The organism is Desulfovulcanus ferrireducens, from assembly GCF_018704065.1.
Taxonomy (GTDB): domain Bacteria; phylum Desulfobacterota; class Desulfovibrionia; order Desulfovibrionales; family Desulfonatronovibrionaceae; genus Desulfovulcanus; species Desulfovulcanus ferrireducens.
In genome coordinates, this window is sequence record NZ_JAGUQP010000011.1 from 1 (window position 1) to 16,791 (window position 16,791).

A 16,791-nucleotide genomic window follows, 5' to 3' on the forward strand; every position below is an offset into this window, starting at 1 on the left:
TTTGTAATGCATTTCAGAAAATGCACTCTTCATTTGTGTAGTAACTTGAGGATGTTAATCGTGTCAGAAAGTTGAGTAAGTGTAGTTGCGGTGTTATTTTTAAATGGTGTACCCCGCAGCTTCTACCTCCTATCTTTAGGAGCGCAAGAGACCTTAAGCATTTGCGATTAGTTACAAATTAACCATTACCTTCACACGTTGAACTCATATTTTCATTAAATTGCATCTCATAGAGACGTTTATATAGGGAACACGTTTGTAAAAGCTCATCGTGGGTACCCTCACCGATGATTTTTCCCTTGAACATGACAATGATCCTGTCCGCTGAAAGGACAGTTGACAACCGGTGGGCAATAACTATGCTTGTCCGCTTGCGCATGAGATTGTCCAGTGCCTTTTGTACTATGCGTTCAGACTCTGTATCCAGGGCGCTGGTGGCTTCGTCCAGAATAAGCAGCGGAGGATTTTTTAAAAGAGCTCTAGCTATGGTGAGCCTTTGTTTTTGTCCACCAGAGAGTTTGACTCCTCTCTCGCCAATAACAGTGTCATATTTTTCAGGCAGTTCCATAATAAAATCGTGTGCGTAGGCTGCTTTGGCCGCAGCAATAATCTTGTCTTCCGTCACCCCGGCAAGTCCATAGGCGATGTTTTCTCTAATGCTGCAGTTGAATAAAAAGTTGTCTTGTGAGACTATGCCCATAAATAGGCGCAAGCTTGCCAGGGTATATCTTTCTATGGGATGGCCGTTAAGAATTATTTCTCCCTGTTGATGGCAGTAAAAGCGGGGCAAAAGATGAACCAAGGTAGTTTTTCCTGAACCGCTCGGGCCGACAATAGCGACCTTTTCGCCTTGTTTAATTTTTAGGCTTACGTTGTCCACAGCTGGGGTGCTACATCCGTTGTAACTAAAGGTGACATTTTTAAGGATTAATTCTTGGAAAGGCGGTTTAAGGGTTAAATTGCCGGATTTTTCTGTTTGAAGCTCTTTGCTGTCAAGAACTTGAAAGACTCTTTCTGCTCCTGCCAGAGCTTTCTGGATGTTCAGGTTGGCGCTGTTCAATTTTTTTATGGGATCATAGAGCATAATGAGGGCTGTCATGAATGAAAAAAAGGTACCTGGGGTGGATTTTCCGGCAATGACCAGGCTGCCTCCGTACCAGACAACGATCCCAGCGCCTAATGCTCCGATTAGCTCCATAACAGGGGAGGACAACTCATTATATTTTATTTCCTTGATAGCAATTTTAACCAGCCTTGAATTTTCCTGATTAAACTTTTTTTCTTCCTTTTTTTCCGTGGCAAAGGCTTTGACCACTTTTATACCACTAAAAATTTCCTGCAAGAAAGAAGCAATATCAGACACTTTACTCTGGTTCTTGCGCCCCAGTTTGCGTAATTTTTTACCAAAATAGATAAATGGATAAATAGCCAGAGGCAGGACCAGGATAGAGATAGAAGCCAGGTAAGGGTCGCGGTAAAAGACAACAAATAACAGGCCCAGCATGGTCAAAATTTGCCTGGTAAGCATGACTATACTAGGCAGACTGGTTCGGATTAAGGTAACATCACTAAGGATTCTGGACATGAGCATGCCGGTTTGGTTGTCGTCAAAGAAGTTTACAGGCAGGGAGATAATTTTGGAATGCAGTTCATTGCGAAGGCGTTCCAGCACTTTTAAACCACAATAATTCATCTCATAATTTTGTAAAAATCTGAACACTCCCTTGACGATAAAGACGATAATTAAAAGAATGGGGATGTACATAAGAGCTTGTTTGTCTTTTTTGATAAAAATGTCGTCCAGGGCAGGTTTGACCAGAAAGGCTGCAGCAGCTGAACATGCAGCCACTATGGACATGGAGACAATTGATATGAAGATTCTCAGCTTATATGGTTTAAAGTAGCCTAGACATCTCTTGAGTAATTTAAGGCTGTTTACGTTAGACCAGTCAGATTTTAGCTTCATTTTCCCCTCATTTATGATCTTTTTTGCGGAAAAATTTGAAAAAGATTCTGGAGCCCAGCGCATTGGCGTGCATATACAATCTTGTTTTAAGCCATTTGTGGTCTTTTTTGCGACCTATTCCTATCCTGTGGATTCTGAATGGATCTGTGCCTGGACCATTGTAATATCTTTCCAGACTAAAAGCGCCGGCAAATCCAGTCTCTTTAAGGGCGGTCAAGGATAATTTATCGTAGTGTCCCCAAGGCCAGCAAAATAGTTGCAGGTTGGATTTATTGATTTCCCTGATTGTTTCATAAGAGCGCTTAAAATCACTCAGGCAAAATTTATATCTCTCTTCGTCTGAGCGTGGTCTAAAATGCATTCCGCCTGCCTGAAAAATTTTGCCTTTTTGATGCAAATTAAAATGATCATCCGTTGAATTTTGAACGTTGAACCTTGAACGTTGAACTTTGAATGTTGAACCTTGAACATTTTCTACGGGCCAGTAGCCATTGTAAACATAGGCGCTACCAATTTCGAAGACAGGGTACTCTGGTCGGGGTTCTTTATAGATGCCATAGATGGACCAGTGTCCACCCTGGCTTAATGTACTCACCAGCTTTGTGTTTTTAAAGCATCCCTGATGTCTTGCTGAATGAGCATAAATTTCCATCCCAAAGTCTTGCATAGCTGATTTTAATTCACCTAAATTCATAAATTGAGAGTAATCTTTGTCTCTCAATGCCTTGCGAAAGGAGTCGGATAATTTGTCTAGTTTTGTAATGTTATTAGGGTCTCTGGCTGGCCCCTCATCAATAAAGTCTGTTATTGTGAAAAATACACCTCGCATATTTTCTTTGGCCAGAAGCGGGATGGTGTGCACCCAATTACTGATATGGCAATCATCAAAAGTAAGGACAATATATTTGCCATCCAGTTTTTTTTGGCCCGTCAAAATGGCATACAAATGACTCGCAGTAATGGTTTGAAAGCCAAGTTCTTTGATAGTTGCCAGATGTTTTTTAAATGTCTCCAGGTTATGTCCACCAGGAGTACCCATGTCATGGTAGCATAAAACAGGTATGCTGCGGATTATTCTATCCAACATGTGTATTGTCTCTTTTTGAGATCAGGTTTCGGTATAAATTTTCCAGGGCCCTTGCTTTTGTTTGGGGCAAAAAAAGTTTTTTTAACGACAAACTTTTTTGTCGCAAAGAGTTCCTGAGAGCTGGAGAGGAGATAAGTTGTTTAAGGTGATGGGTCAATTGTTTGCTATCCCCCGCGGGGAATAAAAGCCCATTGCCTTCCAGAACCTCCGGGATACCTCCTACATTTGACGCCACAATTGGAAGCCCGAAATGGGTTGCCTCCAAAAGTGTGTTGGGCATGCTTTCACTAAAAGATGGTATGCAAAAAATATCAAAGAGTTGTAAATAATCAGCGATGTTTTCTTGATGCCCCAGGATATGAGTGAAGGTATGGATATTTAATTGATGACAAACAGGAAGCCATTTTTTTGTAGTTCCCCCAATAATTATCAGCTCAAAATTGGTGTCATCTAATCTTGCTATAGCCTGTAAGAGTACATCAATTCCCTTGTTTGGTGAGTCTCCACTTATTGTGCCTATGATCACCTTTTTTTTGTTAATTCCAAGTTTTTTTAGAATAACATCAGGTGGGTTGGCCGGAAGGACTCTTTGAGGAGGTAGACAATTATAAATAACTTTGACTTTTTTTCTTGGCACACCAATGCTGGTCAGCTTTTTAGCACAAGCGTGTGAATTGGCAGTAAAACAATCAATGCCTGGTGACCAGTAGGGAAGTGGGTTGTTTGGCCTGAATACAACCCCTCGATGAGCAAGGGATAGGAAATGATATTTTTTTTTAAAGAGCAAGCTCCACCAGGAAATTTTTTTTACGGCCTTATTGTGGAAGGCATGGACAATGTCTGGTTGAAATTTTTGTACAGTGTCTAAAAAGGTTTTTTTCCACAAATTTGCCTTACCAGGAAGTTCTATCCAGTCTATATCAGGACCTTTATCAATGATACTCGACTTGGATGGGACAACAAAAATAATTTCATGGCCCAACTTTTGAAGTTCCTGGGCACTGTATAATGCTTGCCTTGTGCCGCCACTGCTTGTTTGAGATGATGAAAAAAATATTATTTTCACTGTTTCTTAACTTTTATTCTTATGCAAAATCTTTTTTGTCCCGTTGTTTTTTAAGACAATCTTACTTTTTTATTGGTTTATATCCAGATCTCGCAAGATGCATATCAGGAATTTTTTTGGTATCTGTTAGTATATTTTAGTCGTTTTATTTTTCTTGTTGCTACAGACTTAAAATTAGACGCTTCTTGCTTTGTAGTTTTGATTAGAATTTTTTTTAATTTTAAATATGAATTATAAAGAGAATATTTTTTTGATTTTTTTTATTGCGTTTAGTGAAATATTAGTTAAATCAATTCTTCCAGAAAAAATATTAGTTATAATAGATTTTAGGTCGTCGTTATCTTTACAAAGAAATCCATCATAACCATCAGATATTAATTCATTGTTAAACCCGACATTACTCGCGATTCCAATTAATCCGTTCGCCATATATTGGATTAACTTGAATCCGCACTTGCCTTTCGTGTATTCATTGTTTGGTAAAGGCATTAAACCAATATGACATTCTTTTAGAAGTTTTTCTTCCGTAATAATAGACCATTTATGGTATAAAAACTTAAATTTAAAATAATCATTGTTTATATTGTCTAAGTTTGAACATATTATTATATTAAAATTAAATTTGCATTGTAATTTAGCTAAACTGTTCTCCCATATTTTTAGATAATTTAAGTTGTATTTAGTACCTATCCATAATATATTAATTTTACTTAACGTGAATTCTTTTTTGTCGCGGTTCAGTGTGGGTGGTTCATAAGGAGTAGGAAGTATTTTAATCTTCGTCTTGGTATACTTTTTTAAAAAACTATAAAGATAGCTATTTCCACATAACACCAAGTCGATATTATCAGCCAGTCTTTTTATTTTGGCAATTTTTTTTTGTTTAATTTTTTCGCCCAGGTTTAAGTTTGTTTTGGTCCAAATAGCGTCATCAAAGTCAAATACAATTGTTTTGAAGAAGCTTTTAAATAAAATAATGTCAAACATACTTGGTATTTTTTTTTGTATAAAAAGTATATCTGCATTAAAATTGCGAATACAAATTTTTAGCTTTTGAAAAAATTTTTTAGGATAACGCACTGCAAAAATATCAATACCATCCCGGTTGAATAAATCTAGGTATTGGAAAACTCTAAATCTTGAGCTAGGATGATTCCTATCGCCTTGTGTTAAAAAAACTATTTTCATGATACATACAGGAAAATACCGTGATAATATTAATTATTTCATTTTTTTACAAAATGACACGGACCATTTTATAAGCGTGTATTTTTTTTTTTTTTTTTTTTTTTTTTTATCTAATACCCATATTTTTATTATTGTTGTTCAGCCTGATTTATTTAAGGAGCGATGTTTTTGCAGAATGGTAGCTCATAGTGAATGTTACTCTCACTACTTGAATTAATTCATTAAGATTGTTAAGGTTTATTTACATAAAAAATCCATGGATAATATTAATTTCCATTTTCTTCTCGTTGAATTAAAGTACATCCTCCCAAAACAACCCCTATAATCGACATGGCCATGCCAAGCCACCATGTTCTAAAGTAGTTATGGGCGCTGAATGCCGTCATTAGGTAACCAGCATAGGAAGACCAGAAAAAAATAATTAAAAAATAATTATGATAGTCATATTCTAATAATAATCTTATCTTTTTTAAAGACCAGAGGAGGTTTCCAAACAAAAATAACATGAGCAATGTGAAGCCTATGATGCCACCTTCTGCAAGAAATTGGCAATAAATATTATGAGGATGCGGTATCTGGTTAGAGTTTTTTTGGTGTATGATACCAAGTTTATTGAATGCATTTGGATAAGTATTAAAGCCTGAACCAAATACAGGATAGTGAGTAAAGATCTTCAGGGCAGTATGCCACAACTCGAGTCTGGGAGCCGAAGATAGAGTTTTAATGTTAATTCTGTCAGGCCCAAAGATTAGTATTGAGGCTACAAATAATAATAACACGATGGTTTTTTTGAAATTCCAGCCATATCTTATATAAATAAAAGCGATAATGGCGATGAAGAAACCAAACCAACCACTTCTTGCTTTTGCTCCATGTAATAAAAAAATCGGAGGAATTAGCAAAATTAGATAGATAATAAAGGCAACAGTTATGCGACAATAGTTTTTAATGATAAAATAAGAGCCTGCTGCAATGGGCACGATTAAAGACATCAAATTTCCAACTCTAGGTGTGGAAAGTGAGCCAGTTAATCTCCCCCAATCGGACAATTTGGTTCCTTGAACTAGATCATAACCCAGGATAGCTTGAAAGACGCCATCTAGACCTTCATAAAATCCCATTATGGCAAATGCTACTACAAGTACTTGTAAATCTTTAGGAGAGCGTATAAATTCTATACCTGCGAAGATTAATATAAAACCTTTATACAAATTGTGAGATATAGCATACCATGATTCGTGGACATTTATGCTGACAAAAAAAGAGTTTACGATTAAGTATAATATAAATATAAAGTATATCCATTTAAGTTTCCACTTTTTTAGGTTGCTTGTTCTATAATTTGTTGAGTAGTAAAAAAATAAGCCTATGGCAGCTCCACATGATCCAATTTCTCTAAATGCTATGCCCAATGGAAAAAAAAGTATATAAAATACAAAAAAGAATCGCATTAAGCGATATGAAATTGTGGCAATGTTATCCTTAACAGAAAGATTATTATACATGATCATTTTTTAAAGACTCTCTGGATTTTGATTGCGTGTTTAATCATAGTGTTACGAAGGTATATAATTCTCAAGTTCAGTTATCTTTATTTGAAAGTTAATTTTTTTATAAGATGTATCCCAAACTATTTTTTTGATTTTTAAAATGTCATAATCTGTCATTTTTAAGACTGTTCTGATAATCTGCTCAAATTCTTTTTTTCTGGCTGAATAGGGGAGTAGAAATTCTTGCATTCCATCAGGCCACACCTCTTTCACTCCCCCAACATCCCTGGCAATGGGAACCAGCCTCTCGGCCATCGCTTCCAGTAAAGAGTTAGGCAGACCCTCACTGTATGATGGCAAAAGAAAAATATCTGTCTGTCTTAAAAGTTTACGCACGTCCTTTTGAAATCCATGCCAGGTAATTCTATCTTGCAGACCAAGGGTTTGGGCGAGTTGTTTTAATTCATTTTCTATTTTGCCTGTGCCAACAATATGATAATGAAAATCATACCCTCGTTTTTTTAATCTACTAAACGCATATAAAACATCTTTATGTCCTTTATCCGGATTGAGTTGGCTTGTAGAAATAAACTGGAGAGGCCGATGTACTTTGTTTGGCGGCTCTGGTGATGGTTCTTTGCCCGTGAGGATCACTGTTATCTCTTCTGGTTTGAGAAATGGCAGGTTTTTGAGTAGGCCATTTTTAATATACTCACAGGGCACAAGGATTCTGGGTTTAATCCAGAAATGCATAAGTTTGACATTCCACTTATTTTTCATGTCTCCGGGAAGGCCTACCCTGTGGATTACCGGAATATTCAGAAGCCTTGCTGCTACTCCGGCAGTGCGCATATCCTTGCCAACATTAACTAAAACCCTTTCTATTTTATTTTTTTTAAAAAAACTGCAAAATTTATATATAGTTATGGGGTTAAAATCCGGGCCAAAATTTATAGCCCATGTATTTAGACCTAAATCAGCAGCCTTTTCCACAAACGGGCCTTTTCGGGCGATAATCGTAGAGTTATGGCCTAGCTTCTTTAACCCCAGAGCGACTTCCAGAGTCCAGGTTTTCACTCCTCCCCATTTATGTGTTGAATTTACAAAGGCCAAATTCATTGGGCTAATGAACTATATAAATTTAATGTTTTATTGAGCATATTCTCAATGGAGAATTCATTGCCGAATTTTTCTAAACTGCAAGGCGGTAGAAAAATGGCTGCATTAAGGTTGTCCGCAGGATTTTTTTGGTCATCAATAAATTTAATTCGTGAATAATATTCATTAATTTCCTTTATTGGTTCACTTGGTCTTGCTAATACTGGCAGACCAAAAGCGCATGCCTCTAAAACAACTCCTGGCATACCTTCAGCAAAAGGTTCAGAAGTAAACAATAAGCAATCAAGAATCCGATAATAGTCGGAAATATTCTTCTTTTCTCCTAAAAAAAGAATGTGTTTAGTTAATTTGTTTTCGCGAACATATTTTTGCCAGGGCTCTAGATTCCCTCCTCCAATGATGAGAAATTTGAACTGCTCTTTATTTTGTTTTAGGGTTTCCTGGGCAAACTTGATAAAGAAGTTTACCCCCTTTCCCTTGGCTATGCGACCAATGAAGCCAACAAGTTTTTGGTTTGCATGGTCAAGATACTTCTTTTTTAAGTGGATTTTGACATCTGTAGAAGTCGGCAACTCAAAGCCATTATGGATGATCACGAGTTTATTTTTAGGCAGTTTTGTGTTTTTTTGGAAGTAATTTAAAGATTGTTTCGACACAAAGATTATTTTATGGGTGAATAGTTTATGAATTATTTTTTCCTCAAAAATTTGTTTTTTTCTATGTAATTTTTTTCGGGCATACCAGTGTAGGTGGCATAAATGTACCTGTCCAATCCGCACCGGTACCTTAGCTAAAGCCGCTGCTAATATCCCGGAAATGTTCCCTCCTAAAGAATGAGTATGCACTATTTTTGCGTTATACTTTTTGAATAAGCGGGACATTTTATAAATTCCAACCGGGTCCCATTTTCCTTTTAAGGGGATAAAATGGGTCTTAACCCCCAGAGAGGCTAACTCGTCAAAAAATATACCCTTATCTTTATAAGTAACTACATGGACGTCATAATAGGGCAAAAGACGGGGTAGAAGGGAACGCAGTCTTCTTTGGACTCCTCCAATATTTAAGTTGTTTGTTACTCTAAAAAGAACTGGTTTCGTCATTGGTTTTTAATTATTTTTTTTGCTAAACAGGCGGCCCCAAAACCATTATCAATATTAACTATGGCTAGACCTGGGGTACAGCTGTTGAGCATAGCAAGCATCGGTGCCAGGCCGTTAAAATTGGTTCCATATCCTACGGATGTGGGCACGCCTATAATTGGTTTATCTGTAAGTCCACCCAAAACAGAAGGCAGGGCCCCTTCCATCCCGGCAACTACGATTAAAATTTTGGCCTGATTTATTTGGGGCATAAAAGAGACTACCCTGTGCAGTCCGGCCACGCCTACATCGGAAATGAGGCCAACATTTAAGTCCAAGAATTTTGCCGTTGCATAGGCCTCCAGGGCAATAGACAGGTCAGCCCCTCCGGCGGAAATGATCAATAAGTCGCCTTCCTCTGGCCATGGTTCATCTAATTCAATCTCTTTACCCAGGATAAATATACGGGGCAGGTCAAAATATTTACTGCCCGCAAATTTTTTCGCAAGTTTATGTCCGTGCTCTTTGGAGACCTTGGTAGCCAGGGCTGGTTTTTTTTTCGTGGCCAAGGCGGTTATGGCTGTCTCAAGCTGAAGCAGGTTTTTCCCCTGGCCAAAAATTGCTTCGCCAATACCTGTACGCAAGCCCCGTTGATGATCGATTTTCAGGCCATGACTTAAGGTTTCGTATGGCTGTAAAGAAATTTCAGTGCAAGCCTCTGAAATTGATTTTTGGCCGGAGGCCACTTGCTTAAGAAGTGATAAGAGGTCTGATTTTAACATTTTTCCAATTTTTTGCCATTCAACCCTTCATGGGGAAGCGTATTTAATTTGCTGCTTCGCCAAGAATTTTTATTTAGCCGCAAACATACACAGACAAACGCAGAGTTTAACAAGGAGGGGTCAGCATTGCAGCATTTCAATTTCTATATTAAATGTCGAGTCAAGAAGTGTTTATGTAGGGTCCAAGGCTATCTCATCTAATTTTAAAGAATAATCTCGCGCAAAGACGCCAAGGAAAAGACATTTTTGTTCGGCTTGAGTTCCAAGCCGAACAAAAACCCCTCGGCCCGAAGGGCCGAAAGGCTTTGATCTGGGTTTAGTCTAAAGCCAGATCAAAAAACTTTGCACCTTGGCGGCTTGGCGCGAGGTTTTCTCTTAAACCTGATGTCGGAGCACTATTAACAGGCGCTTCTTTGATGGGCAAGTCTTAAACAGCAACAAAACTCCATCCTGAACCCAACAAACTCAAAATGCCGGGATTGCAATTGTCCTTCAATAAGTTTATGGGCAAAGGCTATGGCCGAGAAAACTATTTTGTTTATTTCCCGTGCAGATCAGGTCACGCCGCTGTTCGCTCAATTTAAGGAACATGGCCTGGGAGTTATTATGAGCGACTCCTTGTCTAGCGCACTCAAGGTTATTGAACAGAAGAAACCGGTTTTGATTTTTTCTCAAGTGAGACTGCCAGGATACAGGATTGAGGACTTGCTGCATAAAATATCAGGGCTAAATTATAAAGTTGATGTAGTTGCATTTACCGAACAAGGCTCGGCGAGTGAAGCCAAGAGGATTTTGGAGTTAGGGGCCAAGGATTATTGGCTTACTCCTTTAATCTGGGATAAGATAAAGGCCATTTTACCTCAGAAAAAGTCTCGAGCGACAAAAGATATTCGTCCAAAAAGTACGGCAAAATTTGAAATAATCGGCGAACATCCAAGCATAAAAAATGTTTTGGCCTTGGCCCGTAGAGTTGCTAACTCGAAGGCGACCGTGCTTATTTCTGGAGAGTCCGGCACAGGTAAAGAGTTGTTTGCCCGGTACCTGCATTATCAAAGTTCCAGGGCAGAGATGCCATTTGTAGCCATAAATTGCGCGGCCCTGCCTGAACATCTTTTGGAAAGTGAGCTTTTTGGGCATGAAAAGGGAGCCTTTACTGGCGCCATTAGCCGTAAGCTGGGGAAGTTTGAGCTGGCCAGTGGAGGAACCATCCTTTTGGATGAGATTACAGAAATGGACATGTCTTTGCAGGCAAAGTTGCTTAGAGTTTTGCAGGAAAATGAAATCGACCGGGTGGGAGGAACAGAGACTATCAAGGTAGATGTACGTGTGCTAGCCACTACCAATAGAGATGTAGAGGAATGCGTGCAAAAAAAAGAGTTCAGGCAGGATCTTTTTTATCGTTTAAATGTGATCCCGTTGAAGCTTCCTCCTCTAAGGGAGAGAGGCAGTGATGTTTTGTTGTTAGCCGAATATTTTGTGCGTAAATTTTGTCGAGAGTATGGCGTGTCTCCTCTAGAGTTTTCTGAACAGGCCAAAAAATGGCTCATGGATTATGATTGGCCGGGCAATGTGCGTGAATTGCAAAATCTTATGGAAAGGGCGGTACTTTTGGCCGGAAAAGGAAAGATTGAAGTCAAGCACTTTCTGCTGGAAGGCGAAGAGTGGCCTGATGAGATATGTTTAGAGGAAAAGAAACCACCTATAGAGAAACAAGATTTTTCAGAAAAAAATGATGAAGTTTTGCCTTTGCACGAGATGGAAAAGAGGATGATTCTAAAAAGCTTGCAAAAAACCGGTGGAAACAGGACGCAGGCCTCGGAACTACTCGGTATTTCAGTGCGCACATTACGTAATAAGCTGAATGAATATCGCAAACAGGGCTTGGTTATCCCTTAACTCTCTTGATTAGCAAAATGCTCGATGCTTCTAAACCTCATGACAAGTCACTTTTTCTGGAGAAGGAGATAGATTCTTCTTTTGTGGCCCGGAAAAGGCTTTTTATCGGCCTGATTACAGGCACATCCATTTTAATCTGTATATCTTTGGTCCTACTTTGGATTATTCCCTATGTAGGCTTAAAGAATATTCACCCTTTGGCCCCTTGGATTTTAGGTTTTCTGGTTTTAGGCCTGATTGTCTTTATTGCCTGGGCCTCTTTGGGGCTGATCATAAATATCCTCCTGGGTAAAAATATTTTCTTTTCGCAAAAATTGCGCGGCTTATCCATAAAGTTTTTTTTACCTTTGATGACATTACTTGGTCGGCTGCTCGGTATCCCGAAACAAAAAGTGCGCGCTTCTTTTATCAAGGTAAATAACGAACTGGTAAGCGCTGAGCATAAACAATACGCTTCAAATGATGTGCTCATGCTCATGCCTCATTGCTTGCAAAGCAGTTCGTGCAAGATCAGGCTGACCTACGATATCTTCAACTGTAAACGTTGCGGTAAATGTCCCATTGCCGGATTGTTGGATTTAAGTGAAAAATATGGGGTCAAGCTGGCTATTGCTACCGGCGGGACCATTGCCAGGCGAATAGTTGTTCAGGCCAGGCCAAAATTTATTATTGCTGTGGCCTGTGAACGGGATTTGGCCAGTGGTATTCAAGATACTTATCCTATCCCTGTTTATGGCATCCTCAATCTAAGACCCAGTGGCCCGTGCATAGATACACTGGTCCTTCTTGACCATGTGCAGTGGGTTTTAAACAAGTTTGTCCTGCCCTTGTCTAAAAGATGAAGCCAACAAACGCACGCCAGCTGGCCCTAAAAATCCTGTCTCAAGTACTAAACAGTCGCAGGGAACTGCAAGCTAGCCTGGATGAACATTTGAGAAAAGTAGCCAGAGATGAAGACAAGGGGCTGATAACTGAGCTTTGTTATGGATACTTGCGTTTGAAAGGTCGTGTTGACCATCTCCTTTCCCTCTATCTTAAGACTCCGGAAAAGTTGCCCCCAAAAGTAAGGTTAATTTTGGGGCTGGCTGGTTATGAACTCTTGTTTTTAAAAATCCCTGCTTATGCGTCCGTGTCCTGGGCTGTGGCAGCTGTAAAAAAAGGTTTCGGGCAGGGACTGGCTAATGTGGCCAATGCGGTACTACGCAAGCTATCCAGGTTGGATGCTCATGATGAGAGGCTGTTTAGGCAGGATAATCCACCAAGAAATATTTTTTTGTCCAGATATTACTCTTGTCCGGAGTGGATTGTTAATCTGTGGCTGAAAGCCTATGGTCAGGAATTTACCCGGAATATTCTGGAGCAAAGTATTGCCAAACCGCCTCTGGGTATCAGGATTGACGCTGACGCCAGTGAATTCTTTTCCTGGAGTGAATTTCTCACAGAGGCAGCAGACGTGATTTTAGCTCATCACCCTCCTATTGTAGCCTTGCGCCAACTCAACCATTCAACCAATCAACTACTCAACCACATAACTTATTCCAGGCAAAGTTATGCTGGCCAGGAGGTTATTTTAGAGCTTGATCCCAAAAGCTGGCCAGAGCCCATCTGGGATGCCTGTGCAGGTCGGGGAGGAAAAACATTTCTCTTGCATAGGCTGGGGCGCAAGGTGCTAGCCAGTGATGTGCATTTGGGCCGGATCAAAGGATTAAAGGGTGAAGCCAGGCGTTTAAAGTCAACTTTCCCCTATTTTGTGGGGTCTAGTTTTTATCCTCCACTGAAGATACGCCCGTCAACAATTTTGCTCGATGTGCCTTGCTCAGGTCTTGGGGTCTTAAGCCGTCGGCCAGATATTAAGTGGAAAAGAAAGCCAAAAGATATTCAAAAGGTTATATCGGTTCAGTCCAGAATGCTTAAATGTGCTGCCAGCCTTCTACCTCGAGGTGGAGAGCTTATCTATGTTACCTGTACCTTGAATCCAGATGAAAACGAGGAACAAATCAAAAGGCTGGTTAAAGAAAACAAATCCTTGCAACTTATACGGACCTTTCAAACCGATGAGCAAAAGGGGCTAAAGGAGTTCTTTTTTGGAGCAAGGCTTAGGAAGAAGAAGTTAGGAGATTAGGAAGTTGGGAAGTTAGGAAGGTAACTGCCTAAGCTCCCAGCAAAGAGTAAATTTTATCCAGGTCTAAATTCTGGCGGACGATATCTGCCAGGCGTTCTAAAGCAGGCTCCAGATCATAGTGGCTCTGGATGTGTTTTAGAGGGGAGAGTCCTTTTTGGGCTCTTACTTTGTCCAGCCAAAACCGCCGAAATGCATCACTGTCAAAGATGCCATGAACATAAGTGCCCCAGATACTTCTGTTTTTTAAACCATAACCTAATGGTTTCTGCTCGTTACTAACGATGACAGGATTCAGATTGGCTAGGGGGTGGCTTTTTCCGTGATGGATTTCATAGCCTTTGATGGGGATTTTATTTTCGTACCATACGCCTTGGACCTGAGAGAGGGTTTTTTCCGGTGACAGGACAGTTATAATTGGAAGTAAGTTTAGTCCAGGTATTTCAGCTTTGTCAGACTCAATCTTGTGCGGATCTTTAATCTTTGTCCCCAGCATTTGAAAACCACCGCAAATACCGACCAGCTCTTTTTTCTCATCAAGAGTGAAATCTAAAATAGCCTGCACAAACCCCTTGTCCTGTAAGAATTTAAGATCAGCAAAGACATTTTTGCTGCCCGGCAGGATAAGGGCGTCCATCTGTTTTATATCTGTTGCAGATTTTAAAATGATTACCTCTGAGTCAGGTTCAAGGTAGAGGGGATCAATATCATTGAAATTAGAAATGTGTGGAAGGTCCACGACTCCTATGACTACTTTGTCTGCACACTTTGTCCTGCCTTGTCGGGAAAGGCTGAGCTTATCTTTGAAGCTTACGGAATCTTCCTCCGGCAGACCCAGCCTGTCAATATAAGGGACAATGCCCAGGAAAGGCTTGCCTGTTGATAGTGAGCAAAAGTCCAATGCGTGCTTCAGCAAGTCTTTTTGCCCGCGAAATTTATTGATGACCAGGCCACAGATTAAATCCTGCTCCCATTTGTCAAGAAGGGCCAGAGTGCCCACAAAAGAGGCAAATATACCTCCTCTGTCTATATCTCCGACAAGCAAGACCTTGGCCTCAGCGTATCTGGCCATACACATGTTTACTATGTCGTGGCTTTTTAAGTTAATTTCAGCCGGGCTTCCCGCTCCTTCTAAAATTATAATTTCAAATTCGCTGGCCAGTTGGTCAAATGCGTCTTGTGCTGCCCGGAAGGCTTTTGGCTTGAACCGGATATATTCGTTGACATTCATATTGCCTACAGGCTTGCCCATGACAATAATCTGGGACCCTGTTTCAGAATTGGGTTTGAGCAAAACAGGGTTCATGCGCACATCCGGGTCCAGGCGACAGGCCTGTGCCTGGACTACCTGGGCTCTGCCCATCTCCAACCCTTCCCGGGTGACAAACGAATTCAGAGACATGTTTTGGGCCTTAAACGGGGCAACTTTAAAGCCATCCTGAAGAAAAATTCGTCCCAGGGCAGCAGCAAGGATACTTTTGCCGGCATTGGAACTGGTCCCCTGGACCATGATCGCTTTTGCTTTTCTTTTTTGGTGACGGATCCGTTGTGAAGTCGGGAAGTTGGGAAGGTTGGAGGTTGGGAAGATGAGAGCATGAGAAGATGAGAGATCAGATAAGATAGATTTCAAGCTTTTGACCAGGGCCTGGTTTTGTTCAGGCGTTTTTATTGCCAGGCGGAAAAATTTAGAGCCCAACCCCTTAAAGTTGGTACATGTGCGGATAAGAATTTTTTGAGGCAGTAATTTTTCGGCCAGGTAGGTAGAGGCAAGGTTCTTTTTATTGAGTTTGACCAGGATAAAATTGGCTTGGCCAGGGAAAATCGTCAGTTCTGGGAGCTCTTTTAGATCCGAGATAAATTTTTCCTTGAATTCGGGCAGAGTTTTATGGGTCTGGCGAACGAAGTTTTGGTCATTCAAGGCACCAGCAGCAATTTTTTGGGCCAGGAAGTTAACCGACCAGGGTGGAAGAAAATTTTCTATTTTTCGGGCAAGTGGTTTGCGGGCGATGGCCAGTCCAACCCTTAGACCTGGTAGCGCAAAAAATTTGGTCAAAGAGATAATCGTGACTACATTGGGCAGGGAGAATAAAAACATGCGCGAAATGGACGGCGCAAAATCTGCAAAGGCCTCGTCGACAACAAAAAAACTTTGGGGATGATTTTGGGCCAGGCTGGCTAGCTTTTGGGCAGGGATTGTCTGCCCTGTGGGATTGTTGGGTTGCCCAAGGAAGACCAGGGCCGGCTCTTTTAGAGATTGTTCCAGCTCCTGCAAATCCAGTTGAAAATCATTTTCCTCTTTCAGGTAGATATATTTTATCCCTAGTCCATATATATCTGCTATACGTTCATATTCTACGTAAGAAGGTACCGGGATAACGGCCTGGCGTACAGGGAATAATCTGGGTACCACAGAGAGTATCTCTGATGCCCCATTACCTACAACAATTTCTTCTGGGCTAACCCCGTAAAAACTAGCTGCGCTTTGTTTGAGTTCCAGGTTGTGGGGGTCTGGATAATGGGCGATTTGCCATAAATTTTCAGCCATCATCTGGCCAACCCATTCTGGCGGGCCAAGAGGATTGATGCTGGCGGAAAAGTCTAAAATTTCCTGAGGCGAACAACCAATCCGCTTGGCTGCCGCCCAGATATTTCCTCCGTGCATAGAAATACAGTGTAGGGCTTAAAGGTTAGGGTATCAAGTCAAACTCGTTTCGATTTAAACACAACAATTCGTTTGACGCAACTTTAGAGCCAGTGGCTGAACCCTATGCTTATCCGCTGGTTGAAAGTGTTGGTTTCTGAAATGCATTACAAAAGGCTTGGGTAAACCATCTAATGCACTTTTTAACCGCAGACCCACGCAGACTAACGCAGACATTCTTGTTCGGCAGACGTTGCCGAACAAAAACCTGACGGCCTTTCAGGCCGTGGTTAAGGTTAGTAACTATTAGTTTCCAGGTGTGCTGATAGCCGTATCCGATACGACAAGAATCGAAACT

The 16,791-nt window shown here is 40.5% G+C and carries 12 protein-coding genes; 3 read left to right on the forward strand and 9 right to left on the reverse strand.

Annotation, left to right across the window (positions count from 1 at the left end; translation table 11 throughout):
• Positions 1 to 178: 178 nt before the first annotated feature.
• The 8 genes from KFV02_RS05210 to larB all read right to left on the reverse strand — a co-directional run bounded on the left by KFV02_RS05210 (position 179) and on the right by larB (position 9,777).
• The gene (locus KFV02_RS05210) at positions 179 to 1,966 is read right to left on the reverse strand and encodes an ABC transporter ATP-binding protein (RefSeq protein WP_252380481.1); all 1,788 of its coding nucleotides are present in this window, start codon (positions 1,964 to 1,966) and stop codon (positions 179 to 181) included.
• 7 nt (positions 1,967 to 1,973) lie between these two features.
• A complete protein-coding gene (locus KFV02_RS05215) occupies positions 1,974 to 3,053 on the reverse strand; it encodes a polysaccharide deacetylase family protein (protein WP_252380482.1) in 1,080 nt (359 codons plus the stop codon).
• Positions 3,043 to 4,119: a glycosyltransferase family 4 protein gene (locus KFV02_RS05220; RefSeq protein WP_252380483.1), complete on the reverse strand. Its 1,077-nt coding sequence runs from the start codon at positions 4,117 to 4,119 to the stop codon at positions 3,043 to 3,045. Before KFV02_RS05220 ends, KFV02_RS05215 begins: the two co-directional genes overlap by 11 nt.
• A 231-nt stretch (positions 4,120 to 4,350) precedes the next feature.
• Positions 4,351 to 5,307 (reverse strand): glycosyltransferase, encoded by a 957-nt coding sequence (locus tag KFV02_RS05225; RefSeq protein ID WP_252380484.1) that lies wholly within the window; start codon positions 5,305 to 5,307, stop codon positions 4,351 to 4,353.
• Between the two features lie 266 nt (positions 5,308 to 5,573).
• Positions 5,574 to 6,818 carry an O-antigen ligase family protein gene (locus KFV02_RS05230; protein ID WP_252380485.1) on the reverse strand — a complete coding sequence of 415 codons (1,245 nt, stop codon included), beginning with the start codon at positions 6,816 to 6,818 and terminating at the stop codon, positions 5,574 to 5,576.
• 45 nt (positions 6,819 to 6,863) lie between these two features.
• Positions 6,864 to 7,874, reverse strand: coding sequence for a glycosyltransferase (locus KFV02_RS05235; RefSeq protein WP_252380486.1), 1,011 nt, complete (start codon positions 7,872 to 7,874; stop codon positions 6,864 to 6,866).
• Between the two features lie 38 nt (positions 7,875 to 7,912).
• Positions 7,913 to 9,016: a glycosyltransferase gene (locus KFV02_RS05240; protein ID WP_252380487.1), complete on the reverse strand. Its 1,104-nt coding sequence runs from the start codon at positions 9,014 to 9,016 to the stop codon at positions 7,913 to 7,915.
• A complete protein-coding gene (gene larB / locus KFV02_RS05245) occupies positions 9,013 to 9,777 on the reverse strand; it encodes a nickel pincer cofactor biosynthesis protein LarB (protein ID WP_252380488.1) in 765 nt (254 codons plus the stop codon). Before larB ends, KFV02_RS05240 begins: the two co-directional genes overlap by 4 nt.
• 516 nt (positions 9,778 to 10,293) lie before the next feature.
• Between larB and KFV02_RS05250 the strand changes: the two genes are divergently transcribed.
• The 3 genes from KFV02_RS05250 to KFV02_RS05260 are packed head-to-tail and all read left to right on the forward strand — an operon-like array spanning position 10,294 to position 13,795.
• Positions 10,294 to 11,673, forward strand: a complete 1,380-nt coding sequence (locus KFV02_RS05250) for a sigma-54-dependent transcriptional regulator (protein WP_252380489.1) — start codon at positions 10,294 to 10,296, stop codon at positions 11,671 to 11,673.
• A 17-nt stretch (positions 11,674 to 11,690) separates the two neighbouring features.
• Positions 11,691 to 12,515, forward strand: a complete 825-nt coding sequence (locus KFV02_RS05255) for a DUF116 domain-containing protein (protein ID WP_252380490.1) — start codon at positions 11,691 to 11,693, stop codon at positions 12,513 to 12,515.
• Complete coding sequence (locus tag KFV02_RS05260; RefSeq protein ID WP_252380491.1) at positions 12,512 to 13,795, forward strand: transcription antitermination factor NusB; 1,284 nt, start codon at positions 12,512 to 12,514, stop codon at positions 13,793 to 13,795. Before KFV02_RS05255 ends, KFV02_RS05260 begins: the two co-directional genes overlap by 4 nt.
• 28 nt (positions 13,796 to 13,823) lie before the next feature.
• Here KFV02_RS05260 and KFV02_RS05265 read toward each other — a convergent pair whose 3' ends face one another.
• Positions 13,824 to 16,454 (reverse strand): cobyric acid synthase, encoded by a 2,631-nt coding sequence (locus tag KFV02_RS05265; RefSeq protein ID WP_252380492.1) that lies wholly within the window; start codon positions 16,452 to 16,454, stop codon positions 13,824 to 13,826.
• Between the last annotated feature and the right edge of the window lie 337 nt (positions 16,455 to 16,791).

Excerpts from the sequence above, each read along its gene's own strand:
- KFV02_RS05230 (WP_252380485.1), bottom strand. The coding sequence starts at position 6,818 with ATGATCATGTATAATAATCTTTCTGTTAAGGATAACATTGCCACAATT.
- KFV02_RS05225 (WP_252380484.1), bottom strand. The coding sequence starts at position 5,307 with ATGAAAATAGTTTTTTTAACACAAGGCGATAGGAATCATCCTAGCTCA.
- KFV02_RS05250 (WP_252380489.1), top strand. The coding sequence starts at position 10,294 with ATGGCCGAGAAAACTATTTTGTTTATTTCCCGTGCAGATCAGGTCACG.
- KFV02_RS05240 (WP_252380487.1), bottom strand. The coding sequence starts at position 9,016 with ATGACGAAACCAGTTCTTTTTAGAGTAACAAACAACTTAAATATTGGA.
- KFV02_RS05265 (WP_252380492.1), bottom strand. The coding sequence starts at position 16,454 with ATGCACGGAGGAAATATCTGGGCGGCAGCCAAGCGGATTGGTTGTTCG.
- larB (WP_252380488.1), bottom strand. The coding sequence starts at position 9,777 with ATGTTAAAATCAGACCTCTTATCACTTCTTAAGCAAGTGGCCTCCGGC.
- KFV02_RS05255 (WP_252380490.1), top strand. The coding sequence starts at position 11,691 with ATGCTCGATGCTTCTAAACCTCATGACAAGTCACTTTTTCTGGAGAAG.
- KFV02_RS05215 (WP_252380482.1), bottom strand. The coding sequence starts at position 3,053 with ATGTTGGATAGAATAATCCGCAGCATACCTGTTTTATGCTACCATGAC.
- KFV02_RS05260 (WP_252380491.1), top strand. The coding sequence starts at position 12,512 with ATGAAGCCAACAAACGCACGCCAGCTGGCCCTAAAAATCCTGTCTCAA.
- KFV02_RS05210 (WP_252380481.1), bottom strand. The coding sequence starts at position 1,966 with ATGAAGCTAAAATCTGACTGGTCTAACGTAAACAGCCTTAAATTACTC.